Annotated in this window: 19 protein-coding genes and 3 pseudogenes; 10 read left to right on the top strand and 12 right to left on the bottom strand. The window is 72.9% G+C overall.

The annotated features are described in order from the left end of the window. Positions 1-15: 15 nt before the first annotated feature. Positions 16-213: a hypothetical protein gene (locus tag SNOUR_RS33695; protein ID WP_067354649.1), complete on the bottom strand. Its 198-nt coding sequence runs from the start codon at positions 211-213 to the stop codon at positions 16-18. 252 nt (positions 214-465) lie between these two features. On the opposite strand from SNOUR_RS33695, the gene SNOUR_RS33690 reads away from it, so the two are divergent. Next, complete coding sequence (locus SNOUR_RS33690; protein WP_067354647.1) at positions 466-1,242, top strand: alpha/beta hydrolase; 777 nt, start codon at positions 466-468, stop codon at positions 1,240-1,242. A 6-nt stretch (positions 1,243-1,248) separates the two neighbouring features. Here SNOUR_RS33690 and SNOUR_RS33685 read toward each other — a convergent pair whose 3' ends face one another. Next, positions 1,249-2,148, bottom strand: a complete 900-nt coding sequence (locus tag SNOUR_RS33685; RefSeq protein WP_067358998.1) for a siderophore-interacting protein — start codon at positions 2,146-2,148, stop codon at positions 1,249-1,251. Positions 2,149-2,208: 60 nt separating this feature from the next. Beyond that, a pseudogene (locus SNOUR_RS43555) lies at positions 2,209-2,543 on the bottom strand (excinuclease ABC subunit UvrA); the annotation flags it as partial. 97 nt (positions 2,544-2,640) lie between these two features. Here SNOUR_RS43555 and SNOUR_RS33675 point away from each other — a divergent pair. The 3 genes from SNOUR_RS33675 to SNOUR_RS33660 all read left to right on the top strand — a co-directional run bounded on the left by SNOUR_RS33675 (position 2,641) and on the right by SNOUR_RS33660 (position 6,037). Next, on the top strand, positions 2,641-3,465 hold the full coding sequence (locus SNOUR_RS33675) for a TetR/AcrR family transcriptional regulator C-terminal domain-containing protein (protein WP_067354642.1): 825 nt from the start codon (positions 2,641-2,643) through the stop codon (positions 3,463-3,465). Positions 3,466-3,822: 357 nt separating this feature from the next. Continuing rightward, a complete protein-coding gene (locus SNOUR_RS33665; RefSeq protein ID WP_312634321.1) occupies positions 3,823-4,923 on the top strand; it encodes a right-handed parallel beta-helix repeat-containing protein in 1,101 nt (366 codons plus the stop codon). An 82-nt stretch (positions 4,924-5,005) separates the two neighbouring features. Next, positions 5,006-6,037 carry a methyltransferase gene (locus SNOUR_RS33660; protein ID WP_067354636.1) on the top strand — a complete coding sequence of 344 codons (1,032 nt, stop codon included), beginning with the start codon at positions 5,006-5,008 and terminating at the stop codon, positions 6,035-6,037. Positions 6,038-6,124: 87 nt separating this feature from the next. Here SNOUR_RS33660 and SNOUR_RS33655 read toward each other — a convergent pair whose 3' ends face one another. The 7 genes from SNOUR_RS33655 to SNOUR_RS33625 all read right to left on the bottom strand — a co-directional run bounded on the left by SNOUR_RS33655 (position 6,125) and on the right by SNOUR_RS33625 (position 11,517). Next, on the bottom strand, positions 6,125-6,457 hold the full coding sequence (locus tag SNOUR_RS33655) for a TcmI family type II polyketide cyclase (RefSeq protein ID WP_067354634.1): 333 nt from the start codon (positions 6,455-6,457) through the stop codon (positions 6,125-6,127). Positions 6,458-6,520: 63 nt separating this feature from the next. After that, positions 6,521-6,988 carry an SRPBCC family protein gene (locus SNOUR_RS33650; protein ID WP_067354631.1) on the bottom strand — a complete coding sequence of 156 codons (468 nt, stop codon included), beginning with the start codon at positions 6,986-6,988 and terminating at the stop codon, positions 6,521-6,523. A 2-nt stretch (positions 6,989-6,990) separates the two neighbouring features. Continuing rightward, positions 6,991-7,254, bottom strand: coding sequence for an acyl carrier protein (locus SNOUR_RS33645; RefSeq protein WP_039638403.1), 264 nt, complete (start codon positions 7,252-7,254; stop codon positions 6,991-6,993). Between the two features lie 12 nt (positions 7,255-7,266). Continuing rightward, a complete protein-coding gene (locus SNOUR_RS33640; protein ID WP_067354629.1) occupies positions 7,267-8,517 on the bottom strand; it encodes a beta-ketoacyl synthase N-terminal-like domain-containing protein in 1,251 nt (416 codons plus the stop codon). Next, on the bottom strand, positions 8,514-9,782 hold the full coding sequence (locus tag SNOUR_RS33635; protein ID WP_067354626.1) for a beta-ketoacyl-[acyl-carrier-protein] synthase family protein: 1,269 nt from the start codon (positions 9,780-9,782) through the stop codon (positions 8,514-8,516). Before SNOUR_RS33635 ends, SNOUR_RS33640 begins: the two co-directional genes overlap by 4 nt. Continuing rightward, on the bottom strand, positions 9,779-10,240 hold the full coding sequence (locus SNOUR_RS33630) for a cupin domain-containing protein (RefSeq protein WP_067354623.1): 462 nt from the start codon (positions 10,238-10,240) through the stop codon (positions 9,779-9,781). The genes SNOUR_RS33635 and SNOUR_RS33630 overlap by 4 nt, the downstream gene beginning before the upstream one ends. Positions 10,241-10,395: 155 nt before the next feature. Next, entirely contained in the window at positions 10,396-11,517 is a 1,122-nt protein-coding gene (locus tag SNOUR_RS33625; protein WP_067354621.1) for a SchA/CurD-like domain-containing protein, read from the bottom strand. Between the two features lie 292 nt (positions 11,518-11,809). Between SNOUR_RS33625 and SNOUR_RS33620 the strand changes: the two genes are divergently transcribed. The 3 genes from SNOUR_RS33620 (at position 11,810) to SNOUR_RS33615 (ending at position 14,370) form a co-directional block, all read left to right on the top strand. Next, positions 11,810-13,444, top strand: coding sequence for an FAD-dependent oxidoreductase (locus tag SNOUR_RS33620; RefSeq protein ID WP_067354618.1), 1,635 nt, complete (start codon positions 11,810-11,812; stop codon positions 13,442-13,444). A gap of 172 nt (positions 13,445-13,616) precedes the next feature. Then, positions 13,617-13,922, top strand: coding sequence for a hypothetical protein (locus tag SNOUR_RS46500; RefSeq protein ID WP_159425961.1), 306 nt, complete (start codon positions 13,617-13,619; stop codon positions 13,920-13,922). Further along, positions 13,882-14,370, top strand: a complete 489-nt coding sequence (locus tag SNOUR_RS33615) for a glutathione peroxidase (RefSeq protein ID WP_067354615.1) — start codon at positions 13,882-13,884, stop codon at positions 14,368-14,370. The genes SNOUR_RS46500 and SNOUR_RS33615 overlap by 41 nt, the downstream gene beginning before the upstream one ends. 93 nt (positions 14,371-14,463) lie before the next feature. Here the strand turns inward: SNOUR_RS33615 and SNOUR_RS43550 are convergent, their stop codons facing one another. After that, positions 14,464-15,168 (bottom strand): GNAT family N-acetyltransferase, encoded by a 705-nt coding sequence (locus tag SNOUR_RS43550; protein ID WP_312636158.1) that lies wholly within the window; start codon positions 15,166-15,168, stop codon positions 14,464-14,466. A 536-nt stretch (positions 15,169-15,704) separates the two neighbouring features. On the opposite strand from SNOUR_RS43550, the gene SNOUR_RS47520 reads away from it, so the two are divergent. The 3 genes and pseudogenes from SNOUR_RS47520 to SNOUR_RS33605 all read left to right on the top strand — a co-directional run bounded on the left by SNOUR_RS47520 (position 15,705) and on the right by SNOUR_RS33605 (position 18,213). Then, positions 15,705-16,247, top strand: a complete 543-nt coding sequence (locus tag SNOUR_RS47520; RefSeq protein ID WP_067354613.1) for a hypothetical protein — start codon at positions 15,705-15,707, stop codon at positions 16,245-16,247. Between the two features lie 112 nt (positions 16,248-16,359). Next, positions 16,360-16,458: pseudogene (locus tag SNOUR_RS48570) on the top strand (glutathione peroxidase); the annotation flags it as partial. A 312-nt stretch (positions 16,459-16,770) separates the two neighbouring features. Next, positions 16,771-18,213 (top strand): sensor histidine kinase, encoded by a 1,443-nt coding sequence (locus SNOUR_RS33605; RefSeq protein ID WP_446677952.1) that lies wholly within the window; start codon positions 16,771-16,773, stop codon positions 18,211-18,213. Between the two features lie 6 nt (positions 18,214-18,219). Here the strand turns inward: SNOUR_RS33605 and SNOUR_RS49305 are convergent. Further along, positions 18,220-18,483 (bottom strand): annotated as a pseudogene (locus SNOUR_RS49305) (ATP-grasp domain-containing protein); the annotation flags it as partial. Between the last annotated feature and the right edge of the window lie 230 nt (positions 18,484-18,713).

Here is an 18,713-nt window from a genome sequence, read left to right as displayed (position 1 = left end):
GCGGCGGCGCGCCGCTCACTCCGACGCCCCCTGGGAAGCGTCGCCCGTGCCGCGGTCCGGGTCGATCCCGATGCCGTGCGCGATCCGCAGTGCGTCGTCCAGTTCGTCCTCCGCGACGGCCAGCGCATAGGCGTCATCGGCGGTCCGCGCCGCCTCAACGGCGGTCCGTGCCGCGCGCACCCGTTCCCGTACCGATTCGGCGAAACCGCCCACGCATGCCCTCCGCGTTCAGGCCGACCGGCCATCGCGTTGTTCGTTGAACAGGGGAATTCCTCAACTGTAGACGACGGGCCCGCCGGGTTGAACGGGCGGGGCGCGCCCGGCGGGTCCGCCACCGGCGCCGAATGGACGGCCCGGGTCCGGCACTTGCCGCCCTTGAACCTCCCGCTGCGGGAGCTTCTACGTTCGTCCCGCGGCCGCCGCTCGGGGGCCGCGCACCGTGGACGAGGACGAGGAGTACCCGAGATGACCGCATTCGTGCTGGTGTCGGGCGGCTACACCGGCGGCTGGATCTGGCGGGAGGTGGCCACGCTGCTCCGGGAGCGGGGCCACACCCCGCTCCCGGTGACGCTGACGGGGATGGGCGACCGGCGCCATCTGGCCGGACCCGACACGGACCTGGAGACCCACATCGAGGACATCGTGCAGGTGCTGGACCACGAGGACGTCCGGGACGCGGTGCTGGTGGGCCACTGCTACGGCCTGCTCCCGGTGCTGGGCGCCGCCGACCGCCGCGTGGACCGGGTGGGTTCGCTGGTCTATCTGGACACCGGGATGCCCCAGGACGGCGACGCGGGGGTCGACGTGATGCCCGATCCGGCCGTGCGGGACCGGCTGCTGGGGCGGGCGACACAGTGCGGCGGAGGACGGTTCCTGCCGCCCCCGCCACTGGAGGACGAGGCGGTGTGGGGCGATCTCACCGGGGTGGCGCCGGCCGACCGGGTCCGGATGGAGCGACTGGCGGCGCCGCAGCCGCTGGGCACCCTGACCCGGCCGCTCCGGCTCACCGGCGCCGCCGCCGCGCTGCCGAGCACCGGCGTCTTCTGTACCGCCAACGGGCCCGGCATCGCGGTCCTGGAGGCCCTGCTGGCCACCGGGGACCCGCGCTACGCGGTGCTCGCCGAGCCCCGGGTGGGCTACTTCGAGCTGGAGACCGGGCACTATCCGATGCTCTCGCGGCCCGGTGAGCTGACCGACGTGCTGATCCGGGCGGCGGCCGGTGAGGGCCGCCGCCTCGGGTAGCGCGGGTCAGCCGGCCTGTTCCGACCCCGTCCGACCGGCCTCCTCCTGGGCCGCCGCGATCCGCTCCCGGGCCTCGACGAGGTCCTCCTCGGTCGGCGCGTCGTCCTGGGTGAGGCTGCGGCGCCAGTAGCCGGCGAACTCGATCCGGCGCTTGTCGAGGCCGCGGTCGGCGATCAGATGGCGCCGCAGCGACCGGACCGCGCCGGCCTCGCCGGCCAGCCAGGCCAGGGCCGGGTCCGCCGGGAGGCGGGCCGCACGGACGGCGGCGAGCAGGGCGCCGTCGGGACCGGCCGGGGCGCGGTCCCGGTGCACCCAGTGGACGGTGAGGTCGGCGCGGGTCGGCAGGGGCTGCTCCTCGGCCCGGTCCGCGATCTCGATCCAGGCCGTCGCGCGGGCGGTGGCGGGCAGGGCCTCGGCGAGCGAGCCGATCGCGGGCAGCGCGGTCTCGTCGCCGGCCAGCAGGATCGGGCCGGGGGCGTCCAGGGGCAGCGGCCGGGCGTAGACCGCCGACGGCCCGTACCGGGCGAGGGTGTCGCCGACGGACGCGGTGGCCGCCCAGCGGGTCGCGGGGCCGGCCGACTCGTGCGCGCCGTGCAGGACGAAGTCGACGGTGAGCCACTGCCGCTCGGGGTCGTAGGCGCGCACGGTGTAGCTGCGCATCCAGGGGCGTTCGTCCTCGGGGAGCGCGAGGAACGCCTGGTACCAGCGCATCCCGTCGTCGTCGGCGGGGGCCTCGGGGAGTCGCGGGGCGGTCTGGCCCGGCCGGGGGAAGAGGAGTTTGAGCTGCTGGTCGGGCCAGGTGGGGAAGGTGTCGAGGCCGTCCCCGGCGAAGGTGCAGCGGACCATGCGCGGGGTGAGCCGCCGGACGCCGGTGACGTGGACGAGCGCGACGGGCAGGACCGTCATGGGAATCTCCTTGCGGTGTGGTGCCGACGGAGGGTCGGCGGGTGAGTGGCCCGGGGTGGCGCCGAGGTACTCGCGGAGGTGTCGGGCGGTCAGCGACGTGCCGTTCTCGACGAGGTCGCGCGGGGTGCCGGTGAAGACGACCCGGCCGCCGTCGTCGCCCGCGCCCGGGCCCAGGTCGGTGATCCAGTCGGCGTGGGCCATCACCGCCTGTGGACGGCGAGTTTGAGCCGCTGGCGCTCGCCGCCGGAGAGGGTGGCCAGCGGCTGGCCCAGGCCGAGGTGGCCGAGGCCGACGTCCCGGAGGCGGTCGAGGATCGTGCGGGCCCGGCCGGTGGGGAAGAACTCCCGGGCCTCGGCCACCGACATGGCCAGCACCTCGCTGATGTTCTTGCCGCGCCCCCCCACTCGGTTTCCATGACCCTCCCCCTTGATATCTTTACGCCATAAAGAGTTCGATCGGAGACGGTAGCTTTACACCCTAAGGAGTAGCAAGTTGACGGTATTCGCGGGCCAGGGCGACGCCCGCCGTTCACTGTCCCTGCTGTGGCGGGCGGAGGAATCCGACGCCGCGGACCGCCCCCGCGCGACCCGCGGCCCCAAACCGGCGCTGAGCGTGGACGCGATCGTGGCCGCGGGCATCGCGGTGGCCGACGCGGAGGGCATGGCGGCACTGTCGATGCGCACCGTCGGCGAGCGACTGGGCCGCACGGCGATGGCGCTGTACACCTACGTCCCCGGCAAGACCGAGCTGGTGGACCTGATGTACGACCAGGCGCTGGCCGAACTCCCCACCGACTACGACCCGTCCGCCGGCTGGCAGGCCGCGGTGACGTCCTGGGCCACCGACACCTGGGAGTTCTCCCTGCGCCACCCCTGGGTGCTCCAGGTCTCGCAGGCACGCCCGGTGCTGGGCCCGCACGAGTACACCGCCATGGAGACCCTGTTGCGGGTGCTCTACACCACCGGACTGGACTCCGCCGCGCTGCGCCGGATCGTCGGCGTGCTGTTCCACTTCGTCCGCGGCGCCGCGCGGACCGTCGCCGAGTCCCGGGAGGCGGCCACCGCCACCGGCGTCACCGACGAGGACTGGTGGCACTCCCGCGCCGGCACGCTGACCGAGGTGGTCCCGGACTTCGCGGAGCGCTTCCCGCTGCTGGTCCGCCTGGAGACCGAGGGCGCCTCGCCGCCGCCGGAGGAGGGCGCGCCGGTCTCCTACCTCGAACGCGAGGCGCGGGCGACCTTCGACGCCGGACTCACGGTGATCCTGGACGGCATCGAGGCGGCCGTCGCACGGCAGGCCGCGCGGCCACCCCGGTAGCCGCCGTTGGAGTGATGAAGCCACCGGGCGTGCCGCGGGCGGGTGTCGTCTGGACGTGTGACGGCGTTGAGCATCCGTGACCGCCCCCCGCCTCCGTCCGTGGTTCCTGCCCGCCAGCCTCGCGGCCCTGCTGACGCAGACCCCGCCGGACGGCCCGGCCGACGCTCCGTCCGATCCCGGACCGGGCCCGACGGCCGATCCGGGGTCGGGCCGCGGGCACGCCGGCCGGGCCGCCGCGCCCCGCTCCGCCGGCCCCCGCCCGGGCGCCCCCGGACCGGAAAACTGACGCCCGCACGCACCGTGTCCGCCGGGCTACCACATGTGGCGAGCGCGGATGATCGCCCATAGCTTCGCCTCATGGCTCTACGACACATGCCCCGCGGGGCACGGCGGATGACCCACCTGGGCTGCGCGGCGGCGGTCCTGGCCGGCGCGCTCGGCATCGCCCCGCCGTCCCAGGCCACGCCGGACCGCGACGACCGGGTGCTCGTCGTCCACCCCGGGGAATCGATCCAACGGGCGGTGGACGCGGCCCACCCGGGCGACACCGTGGCCGTGCTGCCCGGCGTGTACCGCGAGAGCGTGCTGATCGACAAGTCGCATCTGGTGCTCCGCGGCACCGACGGCGGCACGGTGATCGCCCCGCCCGCCACCCGGGCAGCGAACGCCTGCGGGCAGAACGGCGACGGCATCTGCGTCCTCGCCGGCCGCGGCGGCCCGCTCACCGACGTCCATCTGCGGCGGCTGACCGTCGAGGGCTTCCGCCGGAACGGCGTCTGGGCCTCCGGCACCGAGGGGTTGACGGTGCGCGGCGTCACCGCGCGGCACAACGGCCAGTGGGGCATCGCGCTGGAGAAGTCGGTGCGCAGCCTGCTGCGCGACGACATCGCGTCGGAGAACGGCGACGCGGGGATCTTCCTGGCCAACGTGGTCACGGAGGAGGGCGGGGCGGTCGACACCCGGGGCACCCGGATCGTCGAGAACCGGCTCGCCGGCAACCGCATCGGCATCACGGCCCGGCGGCTGAGGAACCTGCTGATCGCCCACAACACCGTGGCCGGGAACTGCGCCGGGGTGTTCGTGGTCGGCGACGAGGGCCACCCCAAGGCCGGCGCCCTGACGGTACGGGACAACGAGGTCTCGCGGAACAACAAGCACTGCCCGGCGACCAAGCGACTGTCGTTCCTCCAGGGCTCCGGCATCGTCCTGACCGGCGCCGAGGACACCCTCGTCCGGCACAACCTCGTCCGCGACAACGCCGGCGGCTCGCCGCTGTCGGGCGGCGTGGTGCTCTTCCCCAGCTTCGTCAAGGCTTCCAGCGACCGCAACGTGATCAGCGACAACGTCGTCCTGCGGAACTCCCCGGCGGACCTGATCAACGCGGACAAGGCCGGCCGCAAGAACGTCTTCACCCGCAACACCTGCCGGACCTCCAGGCCGGCCGGGCTCTGTCGATAGCGGTGCCGGCCGTGGCCGACCACCGCGACCGCCGCGCAGCGGCCCGCTCAACGCGAACGCCAAACGGGAGAATTGAGGCGGAATGACCACCGTGAGCTCCACCCCCCAACCCACCATGCGGCTGCGGGAACTCATCTTCGGCGCCGCATGCGCGGCAGCCGTCCGGGCGGCCGCCCGGCTCGGCGTGGCCGATGCACTGGGCGAGCGGCCCACGCCCGTGGAGGAGCTGGCCGCCACGGTGGGCACCGAACCGGGGCCGCTGGAACGGCTGTTGCGGGCGCTGGCCTGCTACGGGATCTTCGAGGAGACCGAGGGCGGGAAGTTCGTCCACACCGAGATGTCGCGGCTGCTGCGCGAGGACACCCCGAACAGCCTGCGCTACATCTCCCTGTGGTGCACCGAGCCGTGGACGTGGGAGGCGTGGCCGCGGCTGGACGACGCGGTGCGCTCCGGCCGGAACGTCTTCGACGACCTCTACGGCAAGGGCTTCTTCGAGTACCTGCACGAGGACGCCCGCGACTCCGCGCAGGTCTTCGACCGCGCGATGACCACCTCCAGCAGGCAGTCGGCCCGCGACATCGTCGAACTCCTCGACCTCACCGGGGTGTCGTCGGTGGCGGACGTCGGCGGCGGCCAGGGCCACGTCCTGGCCGGCCTGTTGGAGAAGCACCCCTCGCTGCGCGGCGCCCTGCTGGACCTGCCGTCGGTGGTGGCCGCCGCCGACCCCCGGCTGCGGGACGGCGGTCCGCTGGCCGAGCGGGCGCGGATCGTGCCCGGCGACTGCCGCGAGGAGATCCCCGTCGAGGCCGACCTCTACATCATCAAGAACATCCTGGAGTGGGACGACGACAGCACCCGCAGAACGCTGGGGAACGTCGTCGAGGTGGCCCGGCCCGGCGCCCGGGTCGTGGTCATCGAGAACCTCGTGGACGACAGCCCGTCGATGAAGTTCACCACCGCCATGGACCTGCTTCTCCTGCTGAACGTGGGCGGCGCCAAGCACTCCAAGGAGAGCCTGGTCCGGCACATGGCCGAGGCCGGGCTGCTGGTCCACGACATCCTGGTGGTCAACCCGTATCTGCACGCCTTCGACTGCACCGTGCCCGCGAAGTGAGCCGACGTGGACGGGCCGACGACGGAGACCTGGGCGGCCTCCCCGCAGGACATGACGGGGAGGCCGGTCACCGTGCGCCGGTCCGGATCAGCCGGCGCGGTCCCGTTCCCAGCGGTAGAACTCCTGGGCCATGGCGTCCTTGGGACTGCGCCAGGTCTCCGGGTCGTACGCGCTGACGTACGCGGACAGTCTCTTGCTGATGGCCTGGAACTCCGGGTGCTGGTGCGCCTTGGCGATCTCCGGGCCGGGCGGGACGTCGGACTCGATGAGGTGCAGGTACACCTCACCGAACTGGAACAGCGTCCGCCGGTTGACGCCCACCAAGTGGGGCAGCTCCGTGCGGTCCGAGGACGCGAAGACCTCGGCGATGTCGGGAGCCGAGCCGGGCTTCATCCGGGCGACGATCAGAGCGTGGTGCATCGGGGAGGTTCCCTTCCTTGCCGCCGGGCGGCGGTCCGGGGGCGGACTGACGGGCGGTCGGTGTCAGGCGTTCGCGCGAAGCTCGCGGTCGCGCTGCTCGATCCGGTCCCGGATGAGCTCCATCTGGATCCGGGAGTTGCGGTTGATGTGCTCGGTCATGCCCTTGTCGTCGACCGGCGCCTCGGGCTTCATCGCGAAGTCCTGGGTCCAGTGCATCGAGGTGCCGCCGGGGATCTCCCTGTACTTCCAGAAGATGTCCATGAACTTGAACGGGCCGGTCTCCACGCGGCGGGCGCGGACGGTCAGCGCCCCGCGGTCCGGGGTCCGCTCCGAGACCCAGCTCCAGACCTGGCCGTTCTCGTCGGGGTGCATGGTCAGCCGGAAGGTGGTGGTGTCGCCCTCCTGGGAGAGCACCTCCACGGAGGCGTACTCGCTGAAGAGCCGGGGCCAGTTCTCCAGATCGTTGGTCATGTCCCAGACGAGGCTGAGCGGTGCGGCGATGGTGATCTCGTTCTCGGTGTGGCCGGGCATGGTCAGGCTCCTGTCGTAGTGACGGTGTCGGTGTTGACGAGGTCGAGGAAGTCGCGCGGCGTCTTGGCGCGCTCGGCGTCGGGCGGCAGCGAGCAGTCGTACCGGTTCTCCAGCTCACCCACGATGCCGAGCAGGCCCAGCGAGTCCAGCCCGTACTCGGCGAAGGTCGCCTCTGGCCGGTTCGCCATGTCCTCCGGGTCGACGGTCAGACCGGCGGCCGACTTCATCAGCGCGGCCAGCTCGTCGAGGTTCAGTCGAGCGGTCATGGGAATCTCCTCTCAGGAGGGGGACTTTTCGCACCGCCGCAGCACCAGCGCCGAGTTGGAGCCCATCAGGCCCCGGCTCAGCACCAGCGCCGTCTGCAAATCGGCGGAACGGGACTTCCCGGTCACCACATCGAGGTCGACGTTGACGTCGACGACGTTGGGGGTCGGCGGCACGACGGAGCCCTCCATCGAGAGCACCGCGGCCGCAATGTCCAGGACCGGGGCGCCGCAGTACGCCCGACCGATGCCGGTCTTGGGCGCGGTCACCGGGACCCGGGTGGCGTGCGGGCCCAGGGCGTCGGCGAGCGCCAACGCCTCGGCCCGGTCCGCCGCGAGCACCCCGAGGGCGTCCGCGAACACCACGTCGACCTCCTCGGGGGCGCACCCGGCGTCCGCCAGCGCGCTGCCGATCGCCCGCGCCAAGCCCTCCCGGGACGCTTCCCAAAGGGCCGCCCCGGTGAAGGTGGCGGCATGACCGGCGACCACGGCCCGGGGCCGGGAGCCCCGGTCCACCGCCGCATCACGCTCCTCGACGACCAGCATCGCGCCGCCCTCGGCGGGCACGAACCCGCACGCGGCGTCGGTGAACGGCCGGTAGGCGCGGTCCGGTTCCTCGCACCGGCTGAGGTCCTCGTAGCCGAGCTGGCATACCACCGAGTACGGGGCGAGCGGGGCCTCGGCGGCGCCCACCACCACCGCGTCGGTGCCGCGCCGGATGGTGCGGCCGGCGTGCGCCAGCGCGTCCAGCCCACCGGCCTCGTCACTGGCCACCACACCGCACGGCCCCTTGAAGCCGCCGCGGATGGAGATCTGGCCGGTGCTGGCCGCGTAGAACCAGGCGATGGACTGGTAGGGGCCGACGTGGCGCGAGCCCTGGCCCCACAGGTGTTGCAGCTCCCGCTGGCCGAACTCGCCGCCGCCGGAGCCGGCCGCGGTCACCACCCCCACCGCGAACGGCGAGCGGTTGTAGTCGGCCCGGCCCAACAGGGCGTCGTCCAGCGCGAGGTTGGCCGCGGCCATCGCGAAGTGCGTGAACCGGTCGGTCTGGACGAGGAAGCGCTCCTCGATCAGCTCGGTCGGATCGAAGTCGCGGACCTCGCCGGCGACCTTGAGTGGCAGGTGCTCGCACCCCTCGCGGGTCACCCTGTCGACGACGCTGATGCCCTCCTTGGTGGCCTTCCAGAAGGCTTCGGTGTTGGGCCCGTTGGGGGCGATCACACCGATGCCGGTGACGACGGGACAGCGTGTGTACGGGGAGTTCATCTCGTCCTCCCACCCGGGCGGGTCAGGACCACGGCCGACTGGAATCCGCCGAATCCGCTGCCCACGGACAGCACCGACCGCAGCGGTACTTCCCGTGCGGTCTTCGGCACGTAGTCGAGGTCGCACTCCGGATCGGGGTTCTCGTAGTTGGCGGTCGGCGGGACCACCTGATGGGTCAGGGCCAGCACGCAGGCCACGATCTCAATCGCGCCGATCGCGCCCAGCGAGTGGCCCACCATCGACTTGATCGAGCTCATCGGCACCTTGTAGGCGTGGTCGCCCAGCGACTTCTTGACCGCCGCGGTCTCGTGACGGTCGTTCTGCTGGGTGCCCGAGCCGTGTGCGTTGACGTAGTCGACCTGGGTGGGGTCGAGCTGCGCGTGGGCCAGCGAGCGGTTGATCGCCTCGGCCATCTCCAGACCTTCCTGGGTCAGGCCGGTCATGTGGTAGGCGTTGCCGAAGGTGGCGTATCCGCGGATCTCGCAGTGGATGGTGGCACCGCGGGACCGGGCGTGCTCCAACTCCTCCAGGACCAGGACGGCGCCGCCCTCGCCCATGACGAACCCGTCGCGCTGGGCGTCGAAGGGCCGGGAGGCGTGGGCGGGGTCGTCGTTGTTGGCGGAGGTCGCCTTGATGGCGTCGAAGCAGGCCACCGTGATCGGGGAGATCGGCGAGTCCGAGGCTCCCGCGACGTAGACGTCGGCCCGGCCCTCCTCGATGGCCTGGAAGGCGTAACCGATGGCGTCGAGGCCGGAGGTGCACCCCGTCGAGACGGTCTGCACCGGGCCGTGCGCGCCGATCTGCTCCGCCACCGCGGACGCCAGCGAACTGGGCGAGAACGCCCGGTGCAGATGCGGCCCGGCGGGTCGGTGGTCCACGTCCCAGCGGCGGCCGGACTCGCTGACCGCCACGTAGTCGTGCTCCAGGCGCGTGGTACCGCCGACCGCGGTGCCCAGGGACACCCCGACCCGCCACGGGTCCTCCCGTGCCAGGTCCACACCGGCCTCCCGCAGCGCCTCCGCGGCGGCTACCAGCGCGAACTGGATGTACCGGTCCGACCTCGCCACCTGCTCCTCGTCCAGACCGTGCGCGGCCGGATCGAAGTCGCACTCGGCGGCGATCCGGGACCGGAAGCCGGTCGGGTCGAAGAGGGTGATGCCACGAGTGGCCGTCCGTCCGGCGGACAGCAGGTCCCAGAAAGCCGGGATCCCCACGCCGCCGGGGGCGACGATGCCGACGCCGGTGACCGCCACGCGGCGGGTCATGACACCGGCTCCGTACGTTCGGGTGGGGCGGCCGATGTGCGCTCCCCGGTGGCGGCCGCGCCCGCACCGGCCTCGGCGCCCTCGGTGTCGACATGGCCCAGTTCCGGGCGCGGGGCCAGCGGGCCGAGGTGGAAGACCATCCGGGCCTGGGTGTTCCCGACGTTGCGGAAGCGGTGCCGCATGTACGGCGGGATCATCAGCCCCTGGTCCGGGCGCAGCGAGAAGGTCTCCCCGTCGAGGTCGACTTCCAGGGCGCCCTCGACGACGTACACGAACTCCTCGGAGTACGGGTGGTAGTGCTCTCCGATGCGCTCGCCCGGCCGGACGAGGGCCATGCCCATGAAGCCGCTCGTGGCGCCCACCGCGCTGGGTGTCAGCATGGCGCGCAGATCACCTCCGCGCCGGCGGTTGGGCTGGGTCTCGCTGAGGTCCACGATGCGTGGGCGGTACGTGGTCATGGCTGATTCCTCCAGGGGCGTGATGCCGGTACATGGGCAGGGGGTGGTGCGGCCGGTGCGGCCTGGTGGGGCCCGGTACGGCCTGCGGTGCGGCGGACGGCACGGCGACGGCCGCTCGGGGGGCCGGTGCTGGCGCCGGGGGACGGTCGGCGCGGTCAGGCGTCCGGCGCCCGACGGTCGGTGATGAGGTCCATGTCGGCGCGGGCCAGGAAGTGCGCGAGCTCGCGTTCGGTGGTCAGACCGCCGGCCACGTCTCCGTCGAGCAGTCGACGCAGCACGGCGAGCTTGCGGTCGCCCCGGACGCCGAGGGACACCAGTGGGTCACGGTCGAGGGGGGCCCGCAGGTCGATGAGGCGGACGACGATGTCGTCGCGCTGGAAGATCGTGCTGCTGTGGACGGGGCACGCCGGATCGTCGGCGGCCTCCTCGTCCTGGTGCGCCAGCATCTTGGCCAGCGTCAGGCCGCGGCCGGGCTTGGCCGGGTAGTACAGCGCGTGCCGGGTGGTCTCGGAGCTTCCGGGGTCCTGACCGGCCGCCACGTGGTGCACCGCGGGCAGCGCGGCGCGGGTGAAGAACACCCGGGCGGAGTTGGGGTCGTTGAGGTCCCGGTCCTGCTCCAGATAGGGGTTGATGGCCTCCTCGACGGCCCGCACCTCGGGCTGCTGGGAGACGTGGCGCAGCGCGGCGACCAGGTCGCCCTGCACCTCGATGGCGCGTACGACGCGGTTGCCGTACATGAACAGGGAGGTGCGGCGCAGCCGGGTGGTGGCGTCGACCCGGGCGGCCGGGGAGGTGTAGCCGGACAGGATGTCGGCCACCATGGGCTCACTGCCCGGCTTCACGGTGAAGGTGAGGGCGTGCCGGACCACTCCGTCCCCGACGCGGGGGGTGGCCTGGAACCGGCCCTTGAGGGGCTCGGGGGTGCGGGCGGCGACGTTGGAGGTCTCGCGCAGGACGCTGAAGCGGAGGGAGCGGGTGTTGCGCACGCAGCTGTGCAGCGGCTGCACCATCTTGACGTGCTCCTCGCTGTTGACCCAGGCGAGGAACGGCGGGGCACTCTCCCATTCGCTGGTGATCAGCCACTGGGAAGGGTTCTCGATGGACTGGCACAGCTGGTCGGTGATGTGCCCGGGAACGGAGGCCACCTGGTTCCGCAGCTGCTCGTAGGCTTCCAGGAACTGCTGCTGGGCGCCGTCCTCCAGATCCAGCAGGAGTACGACCCGGAGTCTGGAGCCGTCGAAGGCGGACTGCGATATTCGTTCCGACAGCGTTGTCATCTTCTACGCATCTCCTCCGGGGCGTCTGGCCCCTGTGGTGCGTCGTCGGTTCCGGCACGATCCGGGATTCGGGTGCCTCCCGGCCCCCGGTGCGACCCGGGCGGCTGAGCCGGATGGGCGGACGTCCGGCCCCCGGCGTTTCGCGGGCGGCGGTCCGGATTCGATCGTGGCCAAGACCCACGGTCGGCGCGAGATCTGTGAGCCATGCAGGTGAACCGTGATGGAAGGGACCACCGGCCGGGCATGCGTTGCTCCATCTCCCGTACGCGCCGCTGGAGCTGGAGCCACGTACATGAACCCAAGGGTCGAGGACCGGGTGCCGGTACTCATCGTGGGCGGGTCCCTGGTGGGCCTGTCCGCCTCGCTCTTCCTGGGACGCCTGGGCGTCCCCCACGTCCTGGTCGAGAAGCACGCGGACACCTCACGGCACCCCCGCGGACGGGGGAACAACGTCCGCACCATGGAGCTGTACCGGGTCGCCGGCGCCGAGGACCCGATCCGCGAGGCCGCCTCGGTCCTCGCCGACAACCACGGCATCCTCCAGGCCCGTTCGCTGACGGGGGACGACCAGGAGTGGCTGTTCCGGGAGATCGACCCGGGCGGCGGCCTGGCCAGGTTCAGCCCGGCCGCGTGGTGTCTGTGCAGCCAGAACGACCTGGAGCCGGTGCTGCTGCGATGCGCCCGCGAACTCGGCGGCGACCTGCGGTTCAGCACCGAGCTGACGACCTTCGAGCAGGACGCCGACGGGGTGACCGCGGTCGTCGAGGACCGGAACACCGGCGAGCACACCACCCTGCGCGCCGACTACCTCATCGCCGCGGACGGCCCGCGCAGCCCGGTGCGGGAGCGGCTGGGCATCGGCCAGAGGGGCCCCGGCGACCTCTTCCACAACGTCAGCATCACCTTCCGGGCCCGGGAGCTGGCGGACGTGGTCGGTGACCGCCGCTTCATCGCCTGCTACCTGACCGACCCCGAGGCCGACGGGGCCCTGCTGCCGGTCGACAACCGCGAGGAGTGGGTCTTCCACGCGCCCTGGCACCCCGAGCGCGGCGAGACGCTGGAGGACTTCACCGACGAGCGGTGCGTCGCGCACATCCGCCGGGCGACCGGCGTGCCCGACATGGCGGTCGAGATCACCGGCAAGGCGCCCTGGCACGCCGCGGAGCGGGTCGCCGAGCGGTACTCCGCCGGCCGGATCTTCCTCGCCGGCGACGCCGCCCACGAGATGTCCCCCACGGGGGCGTTCGGCTCCAACACCGGCATCCAGGACGCGCACAATCTCGCCTGGAAACTGGCCGCGGTGCTCGACGGCGCCGCGGCCCCCGCGCTGCTGGACACCTACGAGGAGGAGCGCCGGCCGGTGGCCGAGGTGACCAGCGCCCGCGCCTCGGCCCGGTCCGCCGAGCACAGCCACCCCGGCTACGACCCGGCGCCCGGTGGCGGCGGCCGGCAGCGCGGGGTGCTGACCGTCGCCCTCGGCTACTGCTACCCGTCGGGCGCGGTGATCGGCGCCGACCCCGAACTGCCGGTCGTCCCGGAGCAGCTGCGGCTCACCGGCGAGCCGGGCACCCGGGCCCCGCACCTGTGGCTGCACGGGGACGGCGCGCGGCGCTCCACGCTGGACCTCTACGAGCGGTCGTTCGTCCTGCTGACCGGCACCGAGGACGGCAAGATCTGGCGCGCCGCGGCGGAGGCCGCCGCGGCACACTGGTCGGCCTGTCTGGACCACTACCGCATCGGCACCGACGCCGACGCCGACCTGGTCCCGGAGGAGGGCGTCGACTGGGCCGAGGTGCACGGGACGGCGCCGGAGGGCGCGGTGCTGGTGCGGCCGGACGGTTTCGTGGCGTGGCGCGCGGACGGGCGGGTGGCCGACCCGGAGGGGGCCCTGCGGGAGGTGCTGGGCGGGCTGCTCCGCCGCGCCTGAGTCCGCCGGTGCCGACGGATCCGTCGGACGGCACACCAGGGGCCGACGGGACGGGCAGCCGCTCCGCCGGCCCCTGGAACGTATCTTCTGACCGTCACCGCCGCAGGCGCATCTGACGCGTGGACCGGCCCGATGCCGCAACTCCCGGGGCGATCTGGTGTTGAGACCAGGCATGGACGCCAAGAAGACCCCGGCCCACCCCTTCCAGCGCATCTCGCTGCCGCACCAGCCGCCCCGGCTGCCGCCGCCCGCCCCCCGGCGCCCCGTCGACGAGGACACGCCGATCTTCGACCAGTTGCTCAGGGAGTGGCGGGCCGGCACGCTGCGTCCGGCGGTCAGCTGGCCGGTCGACGAACCCGGGAAGATCAGGCCGGGCACGGTTGTTGGGGGCGAAGACGGACGTCCCCGTCCACGGAACCGCATGGAGGAGCCCGAGCATGAGCCTGTACGACATCCCGCTGCGCACCCTGACCGGTGAGCCCGCTTCCCTGGCCGACTATCAGGGCAAGGCCCTGCTGGTGGTGAACGTGGCGTCCAAGTGCGGGCTGACCCCGCAGTACACGGGGCTGGAGCGGCTCCAGCAGCAGTTCGCCGACCGCGGGTTCAGCGTGCTGGGCTTCCCCAGCAACCAGTTCGCGGGCCAGGAGCCCGGCACGGCCGAGGAGATCGCCACCTTCTGCTCGACGACGTACGGCGTCAGCTTCCCGTTGTTCGAGAAGACCGACGTCAACGGCGCGGACCGGCACCCGCTGTACGCCGAGCTGACCGGCACCCCGGACTCCGAGGGCGCGGCCGGCGACGTCCAGTGGAACTTCGAGAAGTTCCTGATCGACCACACCGGCGCGGTGGCCGGCCGCTTCCGGCCGCGCACGGAGCCCGAGGCGGCGGAACTGGTCGCGGCGATCGAGGCGGCGCTGCCGGCCTGATCCGCGGCGTCCGGGGTCAGGGTCGGCCCCGGACGCCGGTGCAGCACGACGCACCCCATCGGCTTCCGCGGGATCAGGTTCCGCTCGGCACGGTCAGCGTCTCCCACTCGGCTGGTCCCGCTCGGCCACCAGCTCATCCCGCGCCGCCTCGAAGACACCCTGCGGGTACTCGTCCGGGTTCTCGACGGCGTCGGCGGCCCCTCCAGGGCGTACGCCACTGTGACGGGGCGTGTCTGCCGTTGGTAGATCGCCCTGAACACACCCGTGTTCGTGCATGTCGTGCCAGCCGTCGAGGTGGAGTTCGGCACTTCGCCGCACGCCTTCTGCCGCAAACCCGGCCTTCAACGCAGACCGGCAGGACGCTTCGTTGGCAGTCGCATGTGCAAGGGCGAGACGATGCAGGCCGACGTCGTCAAAGGCCCAACGGGCCACCCTTTGCCGAGCACGATAGCCCCAGCCGCAGCCGCGGCTGCTCCGCAGCAACCAGCAGGTAGTACGTCCGGTGCCACGCGGGAGGTTGAGCTGTTGCAAGGCAATATGGCCTACCGGCACTCCGCTGGGTGGAACCACGGCCCAACCAATCGCGGTTTCGTCCTTCCAGGACTGCACCCACCGGTTGATCCACGCACGCGCGTCATCGTCCGAACTCCCCGAAAGCAGGGTCCACTGCCGAATCTCCGGATCAGCAAAAGCCATACGGACGACGGGAACATCCTTCAACTCCCACGGCCGCAAGACCAGGTCACCCGCTACGAGAGTCGGCTGAGTTGACGAACTGAGGCTGCCGGGATCAACCACCGGCGGGACCAGCAATGACACGGGGCTCGCGAACCCTTCTTCTCGGGCTGTACAAGACCTGTTGCCGCCGGCTGTTCCGACGCAAGCCCGTGGCAACGGAAGTCTTTTGCACGCTTACACGACGTGAACGAGCTCGCGGCCCGCAACGGCACGCGCAGATACCTCGCGCACGGCTGCGTATCGCCCCTGCTCGTCCAGGCCCGGCGCAGCAACGGCCCCGGCACCTGTACGGCGTGGTGCCGGGACATGAGGGTGAGGCGATGCACGCTTCCCGACTCCATCCCCACCGTCGATATCGCCGGTCGATCCCCACCGTCGATGTCGCCCGTCGTCTCCTCGCCCCCGACGGCCGGCTCCTGTCCGGCTCCGTCACCTCCCGCGCACCGGCGCAGCTCACGTTCCCGGCAGCTGACGTCATCCCCCGGGCCCTGGCACCGGCATCGCCTGGTGCCAGGGCAGCCAATGGTGACGCCGGCTGTGGCGTTTGCTTCCGCGGGCAGGTATGCGTCGTTACCCCTGAACCTTGCCGTATATCCGTGGGCAAGGCCCTTGACCCATGTCTGAGGGTCTCCGGCGAACTGCGCGGATTCACGGGTGCCCCGGCCGACTGGCTCGCGTCTCTGGTCGGCCCGCGCGACCCGGAGTGCCAACGGGGCCCGACCGGGACCCAGGACAAGCCGGGCCCCCAGGGCGCACGCGGCGAGCGGGGTACCCCGGGAGTCGACGGCCCAGTTCCATCTGGCAACGGCCACGCTGCCGCCGAAGTCACGGTCACCGCGGCCGACTTCGGAGCGATCCCCACCGCCGCGGCGGGCGCCCCAGGTGGCGTCGCTCAGCTCGACGACACCGGCTGCGTACCCGCCGCCCAACTCCCGTCCGTTACTGGGGCGGTCGCGTCGATCAACAACATGACCGGCGCAGTGCAGCTCACCGCGAGCGACGTCGGCGCGCTGGCCACCAGCACGCTGGGCGAGTTCGTGATGAGCCAACGCTGCACCGAAGTCCGGGACTTCCGCGAGGAGGCGACAGCCCGGCTCACGGCCCTCTACCAGCCGACCGCCGCGCCCACTCCACACTGACGGTCGCCGTAACCTGACGGCGCCCCATAGGGATCGTTCCCGGCAGGGCGCCGTGCCACATTTCCCCCAGGTCACAGGGTCTGTTCATTGGAGGGAAACCCGAGAAGTCCCGATCGACCACACCGGCGCGGTGACCGGCCGTTTCCGGCCGCGCACGGAGCCCGAGGCGGCGGAACTGGTCGCGGCGATCGAGGCGGCGCTGCCGGCCTGATCCGCGGCGTCCGGGGTCGGGGCGGGGTGCGGCAGCGCTCCGGCCCGAGTGGGACCGTAGCCGCCCCGATGCCACCCTTCCGGGCGAATTAGACTGGTCGGAGCCGTATCGTTTCCGCGCCGCACCGCGCCGCACCGCGCCAGCTCAGAAGTCGTCTCCATGCCGCATTCGCCGCCGTTCTCCGAACCCGCCGACCCGCACGAAGGTGCCGGGGTCGACAGCTCGGCGGCGGTGCTCGCCGAGCGGACCGCGCAGAGCCTGCGGCATCTGGCCGGCGGCCCGCTGACCCGGCTGCCGCAGCTGCTGGAGGCGATGGTCGCCATCGGCTCCGACCTCGACGTGCACCGGGTGCTGCACCGGATCGCCGAGACCGCCGCGTCGCTGACCGGCGCCCGCTATGCGGCCGTGGAGGTGCTGGACGAGGACGGCGACGGGCTGCGCGACCTGATCACCCACGGCACCCCGCCCGAGGGCCGGCCGGCCGCCCCGTTCACCCTGCGGGTGCCGATCAAGGTGCGGGGCGAGCTGTTCGGGAGCGTCTTCGTGGCCGGGCAGCCGGACGGCGGTGCGGCCGGGCAGGGTGCGGGGCCCGGTGCGGAGGCGGGGCGGTTCAGCGAGGTGGATCTGCATCTGGTGCGGGTGCTGGCCACCGAGGCCGGGATCGCGATGGGCAACGCCCGGATGCACGCCGCGGCCCGGCAGCGCCGGCGCTGGATCGACGGGGCGGCGTCGGTGACCACGGCACTGCTGGCCGGCCCGGAGACCGGCTCCACCACGGAGCACGCGCTGACGGTGGTGGCCGAGAAGGGCCGGGAGCTGGCCGAGGCGGCGACCGGGGCGGTGCTGCTGCCGCAGTCCGACGGCGCCATGGAGGTGGTGGCGATCTCCACGGTGCTGTCCGAGTCGGTGCGGGCGGAGACGTACGGCGGCACGATCCCGCCGGAGAGCCCGGTCCTGCACCAGATCCACGCCGGGCTGGCGGTCTTCTCCGACGACTTCGCCGGCGACCCCCGCTCGATCTCCCCGCTGTCGCGCCACTACGGGCCGACGATGCTGCTGCCGCTGCACAGCGGCGGCCGGGTGTTGGGCGCGCTGGCCCTGTGCCGGGCTTGCGGCGACACCCGCTTCACCCATCTGGAACGGACCCTGGGCACCCAGTTCGCGTCCCAGGCGGCGCTGGCGCTCGTGCTGGCCGACCGCCACCGCGACCGGGAGCGGCTCGCGGTCTACGAGGACCGGGACCGGATCGCCCGCGATCTGCACGACCTGGTGATCCAGCGGCTGTTCGCCACCGGGATGCTGCTGGAGAGCGCCCAGCGCACGGCCGTCCTCCCGGAGGTCACGGAGGACGTGGGGCGGGCGGTGGACGAGTTGGACGCGACGATCCAGGAGATCCGCACCGCGATCATCGCGCTCCAGCAGGGGCCGCCGGAGGTGCCGGCCGGGCCGCGCACCCGGATCCTGCGGGAGGCCGGCGCGGCCACCGCGGTGCTGGGTACCCGGCCGTCGGTGCACTTCGTCGGGCCGGTGGACGCGCGGGTCGGCGCGGAGTGCGCCCGGGCGCTGGTCGCCGCGGTGGGGCGGGCGTTGGCGGAGGTGGCCCGGGCGGCGGCCTCGGCCCAGGTCGTGGTGGACGCCACGGTCACGCTGGCCGACGGCCGGGAGGGCGTGCGGCTGACGGTGACCGGCGAGGGGGAGGGCGACGACGACGGCCCGGCCGCGCCGGTGGTCTGGGAGGGTCCCCTCCAGCCGTAGGTCGTCTCACCCTGCGCGGCGGACGAACGGCAGGTCGCGCGGGGCCAGCCGGGACCGTGGCCCGGCGGCCCGGCGGCCCGGCGGCCCGGCGGCCCGCAGGACGGTGTCCAGCGCCGCTTCCGGGTCGGCGGCGTAACACCCGCTCGCCCAGGCCGCGTTGGCCCCGACGACCACCCAACGGCCTTCGGTGCGGCCGACGTCGACGACGATCGCGGAGGGCAGGGTCGAGCCGTGACGGGCGAGGAGTTCGGCGCCGAAGGCCGCCGCGTCGGGGTGTGCCGTCCGCGTCGGCGGGCGGTGTCGCGGAGCCGGGCGGCGGAGGCGGTCAGCCGCGACGGCAGCAGCAGTGTCGCCGTGACGGCCGTGCGGGCGTTCCCTGTGCCGTGCGCTCCCCCGTCCCGCATGGCGGCCATCGTGGCGACGGCCCGGTGGGGGGAACGGGGCGCGGTGCGGGTAGCCCCGCGGGGTGACGGTGCGGGAATCCCTTGACCTCAAGATTG

The sequence above is a fragment of the Streptomyces noursei ATCC 11455 genome (assembly GCF_001704275.1).
GTDB lineage: Bacteria > Actinomycetota > Actinomycetes > Streptomycetales > Streptomycetaceae > Streptomyces > Streptomyces noursei.
The sequence above is the reverse complement of the archived record's forward strand: the minus strand, read 5'-3'. Positions and strand labels throughout refer to the sequence as shown.